At 70.4% G+C, this 15,886-nt stretch carries 9 protein-coding genes; 5 read left to right on the forward strand and 4 right to left on the reverse strand.

Annotated elements, in window-relative coordinates:
• Positions 1-49: 49 nt before the first annotated feature.
• Positions 50-1,315, reverse strand: coding sequence for an aminotransferase class V-fold PLP-dependent enzyme (locus tag ACZ6IM_RS38555; protein ID WP_402678032.1), 1,266 nt, complete (start codon positions 1,313-1,315; stop codon positions 50-52).
• 406 nt (positions 1,316-1,721) lie between these two features.
• Here ACZ6IM_RS38555 and ACZ6IM_RS38560 point away from each other — a divergent pair, with 406 nt between their 5' ends.
• Positions 1,722-2,111 (forward strand): SsgA family sporulation/cell division regulator, encoded by a 390-nt coding sequence (locus ACZ6IM_RS38560; RefSeq protein ID WP_402678033.1) that lies wholly within the window; start codon positions 1,722-1,724, stop codon positions 2,109-2,111.
• A 39-nt stretch (positions 2,112-2,150) separates the two neighbouring features.
• Here ACZ6IM_RS38560 and ACZ6IM_RS38565 read toward each other — a convergent pair whose 3' ends face one another.
• A complete protein-coding gene (locus tag ACZ6IM_RS38565; protein ID WP_469563480.1) occupies positions 2,151-5,909 on the reverse strand; it encodes a S8 family serine peptidase in 3,759 nt (1,252 codons plus the stop codon).
• Between the two features lie 235 nt (positions 5,910-6,144).
• Between ACZ6IM_RS38565 and ACZ6IM_RS38570 the strand changes: the two genes are divergently transcribed.
• Together ACZ6IM_RS38570 and ACZ6IM_RS38575 are read left to right on the forward strand one after the other, a co-directional pair.
• Complete coding sequence (locus ACZ6IM_RS38570; RefSeq protein WP_469563483.1) at positions 6,145-7,146, forward strand: helix-turn-helix transcriptional regulator; 1,002 nt, start codon at positions 6,145-6,147, stop codon at positions 7,144-7,146.
• 190 nt (positions 7,147-7,336) lie between these two features.
• Positions 7,337-10,618, forward strand: coding sequence for a S8 family peptidase (locus ACZ6IM_RS38575; RefSeq protein ID WP_469563486.1), 3,282 nt, complete (start codon positions 7,337-7,339; stop codon positions 10,616-10,618).
• Between the two features lie 1,050 nt (positions 10,619-11,668).
• Here the strand turns inward: ACZ6IM_RS38575 and ACZ6IM_RS38580 are convergent.
• Together ACZ6IM_RS38580 and ACZ6IM_RS38585 are read right to left on the reverse strand one after the other, a co-directional pair.
• Complete coding sequence (locus ACZ6IM_RS38580; RefSeq protein WP_402678037.1) at positions 11,669-13,597, reverse strand: N-acetylmuramoyl-L-alanine amidase; 1,929 nt, start codon at positions 13,595-13,597, stop codon at positions 11,669-11,671.
• Positions 13,598-13,819: 222 nt separating this feature from the next.
• A complete protein-coding gene (locus tag ACZ6IM_RS38585; RefSeq protein WP_402678038.1) occupies positions 13,820-14,173 on the reverse strand; it encodes an antibiotic biosynthesis monooxygenase family protein in 354 nt (117 codons plus the stop codon).
• A 214-nt stretch (positions 14,174-14,387) separates the two neighbouring features.
• Between ACZ6IM_RS38585 and ACZ6IM_RS38590 the strand changes: the two genes are divergently transcribed.
• Entirely contained in the window at positions 14,388-15,152 is a 765-nt protein-coding gene (locus ACZ6IM_RS38590) for an ABC transporter ATP-binding protein (RefSeq protein ID WP_402678039.1), read from the forward strand.
• Positions 15,149-15,862 carry an ABC transporter ATP-binding protein gene (locus ACZ6IM_RS38595; RefSeq protein WP_469563491.1) on the forward strand — a complete coding sequence of 238 codons (714 nt, stop codon included), beginning with the start codon at positions 15,149-15,151 and terminating at the stop codon, positions 15,860-15,862. Before ACZ6IM_RS38590 ends, ACZ6IM_RS38595 begins: the two co-directional genes overlap by 4 nt.
• The last annotated feature ends 24 nt before the right edge of the window (positions 15,863-15,886 follow it).

A 15,886-nucleotide genomic window follows, 5' to 3' on the forward strand; every position in this document is an offset into this window, starting at 1 on the left:
GGTGCGTAGCCGGCCGATGCCCCTTCGGACTCGCGCGGCCGGGACGGCATCACACGAAGGCGCCGCTTTCCTGACGGAGCGCCGCCACCAGACGGTCGAGTTCCTGGTGCGTGTTGTACAGCGTGGGGGTCACCCGGACAGCGCTGCCCTGGGCGATCCCTGTGCGCGCGACCGTGAGAACACGGTGCTTCTTGAGCAGCAGCGTCGCCATCTTCTGTGCCTGCGCGTAGTCCCTCATCGCAGGAAGCCGGAAGCTGGTCACCGCTCCGTGGCGTGCGGTGTCGTCGGGTGTGAGGATCTGCATGCCTGGGATGTCCCGCACGCGCTCCACCCAGTAGTTACGGAGCGACTGCAGGTGCCGTTGTTTCCGCGACCCCCCGATGGCACGGTGAAACTCGATGGCTTTGGGCACAGTCAGGGCCGCCGCGAAATTCACCGTGCCCACACTGGATCGGGAGCGGGTGTCGTCCGGAGGAAACATCGTGTTGCCCATGCACGGTTCGATGCTCCCCAATCGGGAACCGCGGATCCAGACGGCACCGGTACCCAGAGGCGCGCACAGCCATTTGTGCAGCGAGAAGCCGACGAAGTCCGCGTCGAGATCCGACAACGTGTAGTCCATGTGGCCGATCGTCTGGGTGGCGTCCACGATGGTGTCGACACCTCGGGCCCGTGCCATGCTCACGATCTCCCGGACCGGCATCACGATTCCGGTTCGATTGGACAGATGTGTGACCAGGAGCAGCTTCAGGCCGGCGGGCGCTTTGTTCAACTGTGATTGATAGACATCCAGGATGTTCGCGGTCGTGGCCGGTTCGGGCACGGAGAACTTGATGACCTTCGCGCCACGACGATGGGTGAGTGAATCCATCGCCTGCTGCATCTCGTCATAGTCGAGATCGGCGTACATGACCGCGTCACCGGGCCTCAGGGAACCGTACTGCAGGATCAGGTTCTGCATGGCCTCGGTGCCGTTTCGAGTGAGAGCGAACTCCTCCTTCGAAGCACCCATCAGCTGCGCCACCTCGGCTCGCACGTTGTCCATGGCTACCGTGCGCTCACGGCCCGGGATGCCGTCACGGACGAACGTGACGTTGTGGCGATTGAGATAGCGAGTCTGCTTCGCGTACTCCTCCTCGACCGATCGCGGCATGACGCCCCAGTAGGCGTTCTCCAGGTTCGCGACGGAACGGTCGACATCCCACAGCGACGGAAGACTGCGGGTGTCCGCGTGGGCCGGAGCGGACATGACCGGCAGCGCGCCTGCCGCGCCAGCCGACGCGGCGGCCGAGGCCATGAACTTACGTCGATTCACTGCTCTCCCCTGGAACCGGTCGCGGAACACCGCGAGCGAGCGTCACATGTTTCGAGCGGCCACATCGGGCACGACCGACGCGCGCCCCAAGTGCCGCCACACTAGCGTCAGGTGCCACTGTGTTGCCACCCTGCGAAGTGCTGTTGTGCTACGTGCCCGCAGCGATCCGTCGGCGTCACAGCCCGGTGAGGGCTGGTCTGCCGCACTCACCCTCTCCAGCGAGGCTCCCGGCGATGTCCGAGGGTCAACCGACGGATGAACTTCTGGCTGTCCCGGACGACAGTGATTGTGATGCCATGTCGCCCAACTGGAAGGAATCGCCGTCATGAGTGGTGACCGCCACACTGTGCAGGCACAACACTCGGCCGCACACGCTCTCCTGTCTCTCTCCTTGTGCCTCGGCCGGATGACGGGCGCTCTCGAGTGGGAGGACGTCCCGGCGGAGTTCCGTTACGATCCCGACCATCCCCTCCTCGTCACGATCCGCTTCTCTCCCGAGGGCGCCCCACCGGTCACCTGGCATGTCGGCCGTGACCTGCTTCATGAGGGCCTGCGCACCACGAGCGGCGTGGGGGACGTCCAGGTGTGGGCCGACACCCCCACCGACCGGGAGACGGCGTGGCTCCAGATCAACGCACACGGTGGCATAGCCATCTTCAGCCTGCCCGTCCCCGAACTGGGGGAGTGGCTCGACCGCACGTACCTGCACGTCCCGGCCGGTACGGAGTCGTCGCGGCTCGGGACCGACGCCTTCCTCTCCAAGCTGTTCGACGAACCCGAGGCCTCGTCTCGATGACCTCGGGACACATGGCCGGAGATGTTCACCACCCGGCGCTCACCGTAGGCCGAAGGCGCGGATCAGCGTCTGGCTGACGCCGTTGCCCTCGGTGTCCGTCGCCGTCGTCCGCAAGCTCGCATAGCGCGCCTTGCCCGGTGCGTCGAGCCGTGCCGTCCAGCCGTCCGCCGACTTCCGCAGCGCCGTCCGGTGCCAGGTGGCGCCGTCGTCGTACGACACCTCCACGGCCGCCGTGCGGATCGCGCCGGCTCCCGCCGCGCCCTTGAGGTGCGAGGCCGTGACGGTCAGCTCCGTGCGCCGGTGAGCGCGGCCCGACAGATCGGCGTCCACCGCGTAGTCGAGCTGCACCAGGGGCAGCGGTGTGAGACGGGTGGGGTGCGTGGTGGCCGAGGTGAAGTCCCAGACGGTACGGGTGCGGCTCGAGTACGGGCGGCCCGGGAGGTTCCGGTTGCCTTCCAGCACGAGGCGGTAGGGCTTGGGATCAGGCGACAGATCCCCGACCATGACGATCCGTTCGTTGACGTCCTCGCCGAGCAGTTCGTCGCCCTGGTAGAGCGAGATTCTGGACGTGTCGCCGTCCGCCCAGACGACGCCCGCGTGCCCGCCGGAGTCCCCCCACGCGGTCATGACGGAGGTACTGATGTTGTCACCGGCCCGGAAGGGTGCCTGCCCACTGGTGCCGTTGTCGTTGAGCAGGCGCGGGTGCTGGATCGGGGCGAACCAGGTCTCCCGTGTGGTGCTGCGGGGCGTGTAGGAGCGCGCCACGCCCCGCTGGCCCAGGTCGGACGTGGAGGCGAAGGACACCCACTGGACGTCGTCGTCCGCGGTGACCCACGAGGTGAGTTCACCCTGGGCCCGGACCTGGGTGGGCACGATGCCCAGCGGACGGCCGAGGAGTGAGATGTCCTGGCGGTACTCGACCGCCCGGCCCTGCGACGTGTCTCGGAACGTGTCGTCGACGCGTGCCAGCTCGTCGGCGGCGGGGCGGTAGGACGGGTCCCGGGGAACCGCGCCGTCGTGGTGGCGGACCAGGTCGTAGGCGTAGCGGGGGGCGGGGTGGGAGACGACCTGGAGCGTGATCGTGCCGGTGGCGCGGAACCGGGCCAGCAGCCGCGTGCTGTCGTCGGTGCCGAGCGACGCCACCGGCAGCGGGGCGGCCTCCGGCAGGTCGGCCCAGGGGTCGAACTTCCCGTATCCGTTGTTCAGGATCAGAAGCTGACGTGCCCCCGCCTTCGCCGCCGCGGCGGCTTGGTCCGTCGGGGCCACGGTGGCACTGCGGCGGACGACCGCAACGCGGTCCCGGACTCCGACCTCGCGGAACTCGGCCGCGGAGCCGTCACCCGCCCAGGTGGCCCGGTAGGCACGCTTGCCCTCGGGCAGCCGGGGCGACAGGCTCTGGACCGTGACGTCGTCGAAGGTCTGAGAGCCCGCGGCGAACGTCAGCGGAGGCTGGATCTGCCGCCAGCGGGTCGCGAAGGTGTACGAGCCCGTCCGCACCTTGGGCGTGGGCGTGACCCACAGGCTGTCGTAGCGCCAGTACTCGGCCACATAGCTGTCCATGAAGGGGAACAGTCCGGTGTTGCCGCGGTACTGGTCGATCCGCAGGAACTGGTTGGCCGTGGGTCGTGGTGTGACGGCGTCCGCCTTGCGCAGGCCGTCGGCGTCGAAGGCGACCGTGCGGTCCGCGTCGAGGCCGACCTCGGGTGCGGTGAACATCGCGAGGCCCAGTGTGTGCGTGCCGTCGACCCCGGGCACGGCGGAGTTCATCCACACCGAGTAGGTGCTCGGGGACAGCCGGAGGTCCAGGCGGCCCGAGGCGTCCACGGTGTGGACCTTCGGCGCGGTGTTGCGCTCGACGTCCTTGAGGATGACGGTGCCGGACAGCGGCTTGTCGTGGCGGTCCTTCGCCGTGAGCGTCAGGGTCGCCCGACGGCCCTCCTTGTTCACCCCGACCGGGGTGCGGGCCAGCACGGCTCCGTCGGCGCCGGAGGCGAGCAGGCGGGTGGCGTACGCGCCGTTGTCCTCGGCCGCGTCCAGATGCGTGATCACGCCGACGGAAGCGGTGCCGTGGGCGGGCACGGTCACCTGCGCGTCCGACAGGGTGAACAGGCCCTCGGGCAGCTCGGCGGGGCTCAGCGCGAGATCCAGCGTGACCGGGGCGGGGCCGGAGTTGGTGTAGGTGACGTCCCGGCGGACGGTCTGACCCGGGGTGTACGGGTAGTGCGTCTGCGCGAACGCGTCACCGGATGCCAGCAGCGTCGAGCGCACCGCGGCGGCGACGTCGACCCGCCCGCTGCCCGCCTCGAACGGGCTGAATCGCTGGGTGCCGGCGGCGGTGCCGACCAGCGCTTCCTTGAGCCGCTGCCCCGACCAGTCGGGGTGCTCGGCGGCCAACAGGGCCGCTGCGCCCGCCACGTGCGGTGTGGCCATCGAGGTGCCGGACAGGGACTGGTAGGCGCCCTCGCCCTCCGGCGCGTACTGCGAGCGCGCGGCGAGAACGCCGACACCCGGGGCGGTCAGGTCCGGCTTGATGGCGTTGTCGCCCACGCGGGGACCGCGGCTGGAGAAGTCCGCGAGCTGATCGACTCCCTTGCCCGGACCGTTCACCGCACCCACCGTCAGTGCCGCGTCGGCGGCAGCGGGGGTGCCCACGGTGTACGCCTCCGGGCCGGAGTTGCCCGCGGCGACGACGAACAGCGCTCCGGTCTCCGCACTCAGCCGGTTGACCGCCTCGCTGAGCGGATCGGTGCCATCGGTGGGAGAGTCGCCCAGACTCATGCTGACGATCTTCGCGTGCTGGTCGCGGACCGCCCACTCCATGCCGGCGAGGACCCAGGAGTCCTGACCGCTCCCGCTGTTGTCGAGGACCTTGCCGATGTGCAGTGACGCGCCCGGGGCGACGCCCTTCTCGACGCCGCCGGACGCGGCGCCCGTCCCGGCCACGGTGGAAGCCACATGGGTGCCGTGACCGTTCCGGTCGGTGACGTCCTGGTCCGGCACGAAACTCTCGGTGGCCGCGATGCGTCCGGCGAAGTCCGGGTGGCCCGCGTCGACACCGGTGTCCAGGACGGCGACGCCCACACCCTCACCGGTGTTCCCGCCCGACCAGGCCTCCGGGGCTCCGATCTGTGCCGTCGTGTCCGACAGCGTGGCCCGCACCTTGCCGTCCAGCCACACCTTGGCGATGCCGCCGGCCAGTCGGCCCCCGGACGCCGCCGACCGGGCCGCCGGGCCGCCGGCCGCGGTGTCCCCCGTACCGGTGAGCGAGGTCCAGAAGTCGGCCGCGCGTGAGTGCTCCGCGGAGATGGCGGCACCCTGGATGCTGCTGAGCTCCCGGGTCCGCCGGGCACCATCGGGGGTCGTCGCGCTACGGGAGCGGGCCGCCGCGTCGGTGTAGGTGACGATGAGCGGCAGACCATCGGCGCGTGCGTCGTCGTACCCGTCCTCGAGCAGCTCCGAGACGTTGAAGAGCCGGCCGTCCAGGGCGCCCGACCCGATGTACGGGACAGCCGCTTCCGGATAGACATACGTGTCCGAGCCCACCGTCATGACATGTGCGCCACCGCTCCTGCCACGCGGATCGGTCACCGACAGCACGGTCTCGGCCCCGTCCTCGCCGGTCACGGTGACCTTGTCGCCGGTGATCAGCGTCAGGACGCGGGTCGGCCCCGGAGCGGCGTGCGGCGCGGGGGGCACCGTCGCCGGGGCCGCCGAGGCGGCCGGAGCCGTCACGGTGAGGACCAGCAGGGCGGCGATGCCGACGGTCAGCCCGCGTCCGCGGGACCAGGGGATGGGCAAAGGGACCTCACCGACTAGATGTGCAGGGATCGATCGAAGTCAGCCATCCCGCTCGCGAGGCTGTAAAGACACATCTCTGGCACTTCTGTGCCATGTCACCCTGTGGACACGAAGCAAAAGGTGCAACATTCCGCAAGCGCGACACACTGCACCGTGTGTAATCCCAATGTTCCGGCGTACGGTACGCAAGGCGCACCGGATGTTTCGCGCCACAGGGGTCAGGGGTGGGAGAGCGATGGCGGAAACCGATGCGCCGATGGCGCTGGTCGGGCTCGACGCGGACACGGAGGCGGTCTACCGCGAGCTGCTCGCACGCGGCGGCGGAACCGCCGAGAGCCTCGTCACGGCATTCGGACTGGACCGCGGTCAGGCGCTGGCCCAGCTCGAACGCCTGCACCGCAACGGACTGCTCAGCCGTCGCTCCTCCGGCGAGTACCAGACCGTGGATCCGCGACACGCGCTCGCCGCCCTGGTCGAGTCGCGCACCCGGCAACTGGCGGCCGTGCGCGACGCCGCCACCTCGCTCGGTGAACTCTTCGACGAGGCACGGAGGTCGGGCACTCCCCGGCCCGACACCCGGACCATCAGCGGCGCGGAGGAGGTCGGCGACTGCTACTACCGGCTCAAACAGGCCGCCCGGCGCGAGATCTGCGAGCTGGAGCGCCCGCCCTACCTGCTGGCTCCCAACGAGCCGCTGGACGAGGCCGCGATCCGCCGTGGAGTGCGGGTACGGGCCGTCTACGCGGCCGCCAGCTTCGACGACGACGGTGGCTGGCAGGACCTGGGCAGCCTGGTCTCCCGCGGCGAGGAGGCCCGAGTGGTGCCCGCGCTGCCCGTCAAGCTCGTCCTGGTCGACCGTTCGGCGGCCATGGTGTCGCTGACCCTGGAAGGAGGCAGCACCGACTGCCTCTACACCGAGGCGCCGCCCCTGATCGAGGTGCTGTCCGAACTCTTCGACCGCTACTGGGCCGGCGCCGCCCGTCTGAGCGAGGCGGACACCGCCTCGGCACCGGGACCGGACAAAGCCGGTCCGGGTGGCGGCGCGCGGCGTCCGACCGAAGAGGAGCGCCAGCTGCTGGCCCTCTTCGCCGCCGGCGTCAAGGACGACGCCATCGCCCGCCAGTTCGGCGTCTCGACCCGGACCCTGCGCCGCCGGATCCAGAACCTGTACGCGGAGCTGGGCACCACCAACCGGTTCGGTGCCGGCGTTGCGGCAGCCCGCCGCAACTGGCTGTGAGCGGCCGGACGCGAGACCGGTTCCGGCCGCTTCGTCCGGTACGCGCACCCGGGGTCCAGGACACACCGTTGTGCCCGCCCCATGCCCGTCCAGCTGTGCCACGCACTGAGGAACACGAGGGAGACCGTTGTACTCACGATCGAGACCGACGCGCTCGGCGGTAGCCGCCGCCGCGCTCACCGTGACGCTCATGACCACCATGGGCGCCACCCCGGTCATAGCGGCCGGACCGCCCACCGGCACGGACACCGCCCCGGGCAGCCGGGCCCACACCGCCGGCGCCTCGTGGATCACCCTGATCACAGGCGATCGGGTCGCCGTCGACGCCGCCGGAAACCCGGTGGGTGTCGAGCGCGGCGACGGACGGGAGAACACGCCCGTCCGGATCAGCCGTACCGGCGGCCACGTCTTCGTCGTCCCGGAGGACGCCTTCGCTCTCATGGCCGAGGACGGGGTCGACCGCCGGCTCTTCGACGTCACCCTGCTGACCGACCTCCGGCGGCGCGCGGTGAACCGCGGGGACAAGCTGGGCGTCATCCTCACCTACCAGGGCGAGGCATCGGCCGCCAGATCCGCGGTGCGCACCGTCGGCGCGGCCGAGGTCACCCGCACCTTCGACGCGCTCAACGGGCAGGCGGTCACGGCCCGACCGGAGGATGCCGGAAGCCTGTGGAAGGCACTCACCGACGAGCAGAGCGGCTCCCCGCACGCCCGGCTCGTCCCGGGCGTGCGCAAGGTGTGGCTCAACGGTCTGCGCCGGGCCTCGCTGGACACCGGCGTCGCGCAGATCGGCGCCCCTACCGCGTGGACGGCCGGCTACGACGGCAAGGGTGTGAAGGTCGCGGTCCTCGACACCGGCGTCGACTCCGGCCACGCCGACCTGCCCCGGGGCAGCAAGGTCGTCGCCGAGCGGAACTTCACCCCCTCCGCCGACGCCCGCGACCACTTCGGACACGGCACCCACGTCGCCTCCACCGTCGCAGGCACCGGTGCCCGCTCGGGCGGCCGGTACAAGGGCGTCGCCCCCGCCGCCCAGATCATCAGCGGCAAGGTGCTCGGCGACGACGGCAGCGGCGACGACGCCGGCATCATCGCCGGCATGGAATGGGCGGTCGCCGAGGGGGCCCGGATCGTCAACCTCAGCCTCGGCTCCGCCGACACACCCGGCGCCGACCCGTTGGAAGAGGCGGTGGACCGGCTGTCGCGGGAGACCGGCACCCTCTTCGTCGTCGCCGCGGGCAACGAAGGACCCGGGGACTCCAGCCTCGGCTCGCCCGGCACGGCCGACGAGGCGCTCACCGTCGGCGCCGTGGACTCCGACGAACGGATCGCCCCGTTCTCCTCACGCGGACCTCGCGCGGTCGACGCCGCGGTCAAGCCCGACGTCACGGCCCCCGGCGTGGACATCACCGCCGCGGCCGCCGAGGGCAGCCTCTTCGACCTCGACCCCGGCATCCCGCACCCCGCGCCCGGATACCTGACCATCTCCGGTACGTCCATGGCGACCCCGCACGTCGCCGGCGCGGCGGCGATCCTGCTCCAGCGGCACCCCGGGTGGACGGGACGTCAGCTCAAGGCCGCGCTGGTCGCGTCCACCGCCGACGGCGGCCTCGGCTCCTACCTCCAGGGCTCCGGACGCGTCGACGTACCCGCCGCCCTGGAACAGCGCGTCGTCGCCGAGCCGGTGTCCCTCACCTTCGGCACCGCCTCGTTCCCGCACGGGGACGACGTGGCACAGGAACGCACCGTCACCTACCGCAACGCCGGTGACACGCCACTCGACCTGGACCTCTCCGTGTCGGGCACGGGTCCCGACGACAACGCCGCTCCCGACGGGATGTTCACCCTCGACCGGCAGCACCTGACCGTCCCCGCCGGTGGTACCGCCACCGCGGCCGTGACCGTCGACACCACCCTCGGCGGCGACCTCTACGGCGCCTACAGCGTCGAACTGGTCGCCGTCGGCGACGGACAGCACGTACGTACGGCGGGCGCCGTGGTCCGCGAGGCCGAGGTGTACGACCTGACGCTGCGTCATCTGGACCGTCATGGCGAAGAGGCGGCCGTCTTCAGCACCGTGCTGTCCGACCTCGACCGGGGGCAGTACACCCTGATCACGAACGACTCCGGGTCGACCACGTTCCGGTTGCCCCGCGGCTCCTACAGCCTGGACACCCTCATCACCGCGCTGAACGGCGGCGGCACGGCCGCGGTGGCAGCCGACCTGGTGGTCCGTCCGCTGCTGGAGCTGACCGAGAACACCACGGTGACCTTCGACGCCCGCGACGCCGAGCCGGTCACCTTCGACTTCCCGGACCGCCGGGCCGAGCGCACCGACCTGTCGACCGCGTACACGCTCGACGTCGGACAGCGGCACGTGTTCGCGCTCGGCTCCGGAGGACTGCGGGACTTCCGGGTGGCGCAGATCGGCCCCCGGCCGACCGGCGGCCGCATGCAGTCCGGTGTCGCGGCCGTCTACGAGCACGGACCCGACGTCTACAACGTGGCCTACGGCCGTACCGGTCCCCTGTACGCGGGTTACCACAAGACGGTGCGGACGGCCGACCTGGCCAGGATCGACACCACGGCCGGTGCCTCTGTCGAGGGCCGCAGGGGCGTGCTGTTCACCACTCCCACGGTCAACGACACGCTGGTCGCACCCGAGCCCGTCGAGGGCGGCCTCCCCTTCACCAAACACGTGCACGTCAACACGGACAAGGTGACCTGGGCCCAGGACTTCCTCCAGGTGGGCGGCGACGACGACATGCTCGCCGAGACGCTGTACAGCATGGAGAGCCGGCCCTTCGCCGAGCGGCACGTCTACCGGACCGTGTACAACGTGGGCGTCTTCGGACCGCGCCTCGACGCGCACTCGAACCTCTCTCGCAGCGGCAACACCGTCGACGGCACGCTGGGTCTGTTCGACGACGGCGAGGGCCACGACGGCTACTCCCAGCACGGCGCCGGAACCACCGAGATCACCCGCGACGGCACACCCCTGCAGAGCGCGGACCACTCGGTGGTCGACGGACTGCAGTTCACCGCTCCCGCGGACAAGGCGCGCTACACCATCTCCACCCGGGTACAGCGCGACACCGTCGCCTCCGTCAGCACCGAGGTACGGGCCACCTGGTCGTTCGAGTCCGCGCGGACCGACGGTGAGCGGGCGCTGCCCCTGTCGGTGGTCAGGTTCGCCCCGGCCCTCTCCGCACGCAGCACCTCGAAGGCGCGTGCGTCCGTCGCCGTACCGGTGACCGTGCAGGGCGCCGCGGCCGGCCGGAACCTGGCCTCGCTGCGGGTGTCCTACTCGACCGACTCCGGCAAGCACTGGCAGCGGGCGGCCGTGCGGGACGGCGGCGTGCGGGTGAGGAACCCGGCGGCAGGCGGCGCCGTCTCGTTCAGGGCCGAGGCGAGCGACCGCCAGGGCAACACCGTAGTCCAGACCATCCTGGACGCGTACCGCACCGCCTAGACGCACGCGGCATCCCCCGGAGCACAGCGGCTCCGGGGGATGCCGCGTATGCCCCCCGGGGCCGAAGGCCCGTCCCTCCCCCTTGACCGACAGTGTGCACGCGACCGTTGACGGGCCGGTCCCCGGGCTGTGCTCGGGGGAGAGCGGCCCCCACCGTCACCACCGACCTCGACCTGAGCGCCCGCCGGCTTCCGGTTCAGCGCCCGGGGAGATGTACCACCTGCGGGTGCACGTCACGTGGCCGGACGGCGAGCCACTCTCCGGACACCGAACGGTCGGCGTCGCTCGACGGCACGGAGCTGCGGCAGACCCGGCTGGAATCCGCCCGGCCCGCCCAAGCCGCCGACGCCCGCACCGTCTTCAGCCGGTCGTTCGCGGAGGACATACCCCCATCAACGACACCACGACGGTCGGGACCGGCTACGACAGCCGGTGGGCACTGCCCACCGGCGAGCCCTCGGGCGGCGACCTCCTGTATCCCGTCCGTTCACGCCACGAGCTGCCCCCTGCTGAGTTCACACCGAGCGCGGCTTCTCGTCCGCGCCGGCCCGGACCGGGACCGCGCCGAGGACGGGCGAGCTGTCCTCCGACGACGGGCGCATCTGGCATCGCGCCGATGTGCGGTCTGCCAGTGAAGGCGCAGTGCGGGCCCGACTGGACGCACCCCGGCGCGCCGCGTTCCTGTCACTGCGGGTCCGTGCCGCGGACACGCAGGGCGGACCGGTGACCCAGACGGTGAGTGACCCAGACGGTGACCCGGGCGACCGGCCTCGGGTGAAGGGCCCCTGATCAGGTGCTGTCCTGACGAGAAGGGCTGATGTCCGGCAACGGAATGCCCGCAGTCGGGTGACTTTCGAGGAAGGTCACCCGACCACGGGCGGAAGTGTTGCCGCGATCGGAGCGCAACCAGTACCGACGCCTGCCGAAGCGGGACCGGGCGCGAGGGACGACGCCAGAAAGGAGGTCACGCAGAAAGGAGGTCACGTCGCCGCTGACGACGCCGACGTGCCGAACCCGTCCCTGATTTACGTCACGGGACGGGCCTGACGGTCAGACTCCGTCGTTCTCCCAGTGGTGGGTCGCCGTGGTCGCGGTGACGGCGTTCGCGTAGACGAGTGCGACGCGGTGGTTGTACTGCACGGTGTACATCTTCTTCCCGCCGATGACGACCGCGCCGCTGGACGGGAAGTAGTCGTCGGTGGCCGAGGCGTCCTGGGTGGCCACGTACGCCTGTCCGGCCGGGATGGAGTACATGCCGAGCGGGGCCTGGGTGGAGGCGCCGAGACCGGCCGGATACTCGGCCTTGTCGGGATAGCTGGAGCCGTAGAGCGCCACCGGTGCGCTCCCCGCGGGCTTGATGATCTTCACTCCGTACCGGATACGGGTGTTGGTGCCGCCCGGGTTGTGGAACCACACCTTCGCGCCGCTGAACCAGACGGCGGTCCAGTCGTCCCGCACCTCTGCCACCACGAACTGCTGACCGGCCTGTGCCGTGCTGCCCCAGTCGTTCACCCGGTTGGTACCCGTGGCGGTGCCGTGGATCGCCTGGTCGCCGAAGAGCGGGGCGGTCTCGCCGGGGGCGGTGCGCAGGTAGACGAAGTTGGCCTGCTGCTGCCGCTCGGTGCAGGTGGGCGTCTGCCCGGTGGGGTCGTCGGACGGGCACACCTGGAAGGTCTGCACGTTGTCCGTGAACGAGGGCGTGATCGCCACGACCTCGCCCGGCTGGGGCACCTCGGGCAGACCGCTGACCGGAGCCCCGAGCAGGCTCATGAAGTGGTTCCAGTCCCACGCGTAGCCGGGGTCCCAGTGCATGCCGGCAACCAGCGAGGAGTTGGGCCCGGCAACGTTGTCATGGCCGATGACGTGCTGCCGGTCCAGCGGTACGCCGAAGCGGGCGGCCAGGTACTTCACCAGGTCGGCCGTGGCCTGGTACTGCGACTCCGTGTACCAGGCGGCGCCGTGAGCGGCGTAGCCTTCGTGCTCGATCCCGATGGAGTGCAGGTTGGTCGAGTAGTTTCCGGCGTGGAAGGCGATGTCCTTGGTCGGGACCATCTGGGTGACCGCACCGGACGACGACATGACGTAATGGGTCGAGGCGGGGTTCGTGGGGTTGGCCAGACCCGCGACACCGGCGTCGTAGGTGGACTCCAGGTCGTGAATGACGATGGTGTCGACGCGGATGCCGTTCGTGGGCCGGTTGGCCACCTGGCCGCCGGCCGGAGAGCCGGCGACGAAGGTGCAGTCGACCGTCGTGGGGCATTCCGTAGCGGCCGCCGTGGACGCCGTCTTCAGGTGGAGGGCGTCGATCTGCTGCCGGTCGGGGGTGACCGAGGGGCTGGCGGCCAGGCGCAGGCGCTGGCCGTCCTGAGTCGTGGCGGAGGCACCGCCCCGTATCGTGCGGAACACGCGATCGGCGAAGCTCGCCGCTGCCTTCTGCTGCTTGGCCTGGCTGTAGCGGGCCACGGCCCCGTACCACTCGGCGGGGTCCGTGGGCGTTGCGCCGACCAGTTCCCGCTCGTAGGAGGCCAGCAGCGCGGCGCCGCCCCGGATGTTCGCGGCGTCGTCCTCGCGCAGTGCCCCCGCCGACAGGCCGGTCAACTCCGCGGCCTGGTGCAGCGTGTGGAGAGCGGGGTCGGCGGCAAGAGTCTCAAGGTCGGCTCGGCCGGCGGCACCGGCACCGCCGCGGGCCAGCATCGCGGGGGTGACGTCGGTGAGATTCATCGGCCCGTAACCGCCGTCGGTGCTCGGCAGGCCACCGTGTCCGTCCCACGCCGATTCCTGGTGGGACAGAGCGAGCAGGACGGTGGGCGGAATGTGGTATTCGGCCGCCGCGGCGAGCAGGGCCTCCTGACGCTCCCCCGAGGCGTCACTCGCCGTGTCGGCCTGGGCCGCGCCCGACATGGCCAACAGGCCACCCGCGACGAGTGCGCCCACCGTGACACCGACGGGCAGAGCGACTGCCCTTCGTGACTTGTGCAAGGTGATGCTCCTTATCAAGAAAGTAACCGGCATCGAGGCGCGCCGACCAGCGGCCGTGGCAGGCCGTGGGCGCAAGGCAACTCGATGCGGGGATGACTATAGGGCGAAGCTGGTTGTAGGTGCCACGAGGGCCTGCACGGTTCAACACGGTGCGTTGTGACACTGGTCGGCGGCACTGTTGCCGCCCTCCCGCCGAGCAGTGACGTGCCGGTCGGGATCTCGTCAGGAAGGAAGGAACTCGACGACGACGCGATAGCTGGCGGGCTCCGACGTGATGTGGAGTGCGGGGTCGTCGAACAGGCGCTTGAGCGCGGCGTGCCACTCCTGATTGCCCGTGGCCCTGTCGAGTTCGGTGCCCGAGGACCACTCGGCGACATGAACGAACCGCGTCTTTGGGGCGTCGGCCAAGGGGCGGTGCAGCCGGGAGCGGATGAATCCGGGCTGCGTCGACATGATCCGGGCGTTCTCCTGGTACGCCTCGGTGAAGTGGTCGGCCTCCTCCGACGGCACGGTGTAGGTCTTGATGAGGACGACCGGATCGGCGGTGTGCGTCTTCGATTTCAGTGAGTCGGTCATGCCCATTCGACAGGCGACGGCTCGCCCCTGTGACGAGTGGTCGAAACCCCTGCAATAGCGGATTATCTTGCCGAGGTGTCACAACCACTGGGTGCCAACGGTCTAATCGGTGGCCAATAGCGCTGCTGCTGGCGCAAGTTGAGGTCCGACCCACCTGGTCGGAACAGATGTGTAGGAGAACAGTGTCAGTCATATGCGCCGTCCGGGGCGGTCGGTGACCACGTCGGTCGAGGTGTCCGCACTCACGGTGCGTTACGGCGGGGTGAAGGCCGTGGAAGACTTCACCCTCTCCCACTCCAGCGGTGGCGTGATCGGATTGATCGGCCCCAACGGTGCAGGGAAGACGACGTTGTTGAATTCCCTCTCAGGGGTGACACCTCCGACATCCGGAACCATTCGCGTGAACGGCCACGACCTCACCGGGGTCGGGCCCGTGCGCACTGCCCGCCTGGGCGTGACCAGGACCTTCCAGAACCTCCAGATCTTCGGATCCCTGACCGTGCTGCAGAACGTCATGCTGCCGCGCACAGCTCGAAGTCTGCCCCTCTCCCTCGGCCACGTCCTGGGCCTGGCCACCTCCAGGAAGCGGGTCGAGGCCGAGCGCCGCACGGCCAGTGAACTGCTGGAAAGGGTAGGGCTGGGGCCCTACGCACACCTCTCCGCGGGGAGCCTGGCCTACGGACTTCAGCGCCGGGTGGAGATTGCGAGGGCGCTGGCGGGAGACCCCGCGCTGCTGCTCCTGGACGAACCTCTCGCAGGTCTCGCGCGCGCGGAAAGCGCCGATCTGACGGCACTGTTCACCGACATCGCCGCGGAAGGTGTGACCGTACTGATGGTCGAGCATGATGTCGTCGGCGTCTTCGCGGTGTCGGACCGGGTGTTGGTCCTGGACCATGGCCGGCTGCTGGCGGACGGCCCATCCGAGCGGATCGCCGCCGACCCCGTGGTGCGCGCCGCATACCTGGGCGAGGAGATGTGACCGAACTGCTGCGGGCCACCGGGCTGGTGTCCGGGTACGGTCGGATCGAGGCCCTGCACGGAGTGGATGTCTCGGTGGGTGCCGGGCAGACCGTCACCGTGATCGGACCCAACGGCGCCGGCAAGTCCACGCTGCTGCGCACGCTGGCGGGCCTGACCCGCCCGTGGCAGGGAACCGTCGAGTTCGACGGCACGGACGTCACCCGTTGGTCGGCGGAGCAGCGGGCGCGAGTGGGGCTGGTGCTCGTTCCCGAGGGCCGTCATGTGTTCGCCGGGCTCACAGTCGAGGAGAACCTGCGGCTGGGCGGCTACGCGGCGGACCGGGCCGCAGCCGGGCTGGACGCGGTCTACGACCTCTTTCCCGCGCTCGTCGCCCGCCGACGGCAGCCCGCGGGCACTCTGTCGGGCGGCGAACAGCAGATGGTGGCCATCGGCCGGGGTCTGATGAGCCGTCCGAAACTGCTGCTGCTGGACGAGCCGTCGCTGGGGCTCGCCCCGCAGGCGGTCCGGCTGGTGACCGACGCCCTGGTGGAACTGGCCGGGCGTGGCACGACGCTGGTCCTGGTCGAGCAGAGTGCCGGCGTCGCCTTCCGGGTGGCACAGCACGGACACCTCATGGAGCGGGGGCACCTCGTGGCATCGGGACCCGTCGGCCAACTGCGCGAGGACTCCAGGGTCGTTCGAGCCTATTTGGGAGGGTCCGTCGGATGAACACCCCCGCACCGCAGTCACTCA

The sequence above is a fragment of the Streptomyces sp. NPDC042336 genome, from assembly GCF_055581985.1.

Bases quoted from the DNA above. Each gene is read 5' to 3' on its own strand.
- ACZ6IM_RS38560 (WP_402678033.1), top strand. From the start codon at position 1,722: ATGACGGGCGCTCTCGAGTGGGAGGACGTCCCGGCGGAGTTCCGTTAC.
- ACZ6IM_RS38570 (WP_469563483.1), top strand. From the start codon at position 6,145: ATGGCGGAAACCGATGCGCCGATGGCGCTGGTCGGGCTCGACGCGGAC.
- ACZ6IM_RS38575 (WP_469563486.1), top strand. From the start codon at position 7,337: ATGACCACCATGGGCGCCACCCCGGTCATAGCGGCCGGACCGCCCACC.
- ACZ6IM_RS38585 (WP_402678038.1), bottom strand. From the start codon at position 14,173: ATGACCGACTCACTGAAATCGAAGACGCACACCGCCGATCCGGTCGTC.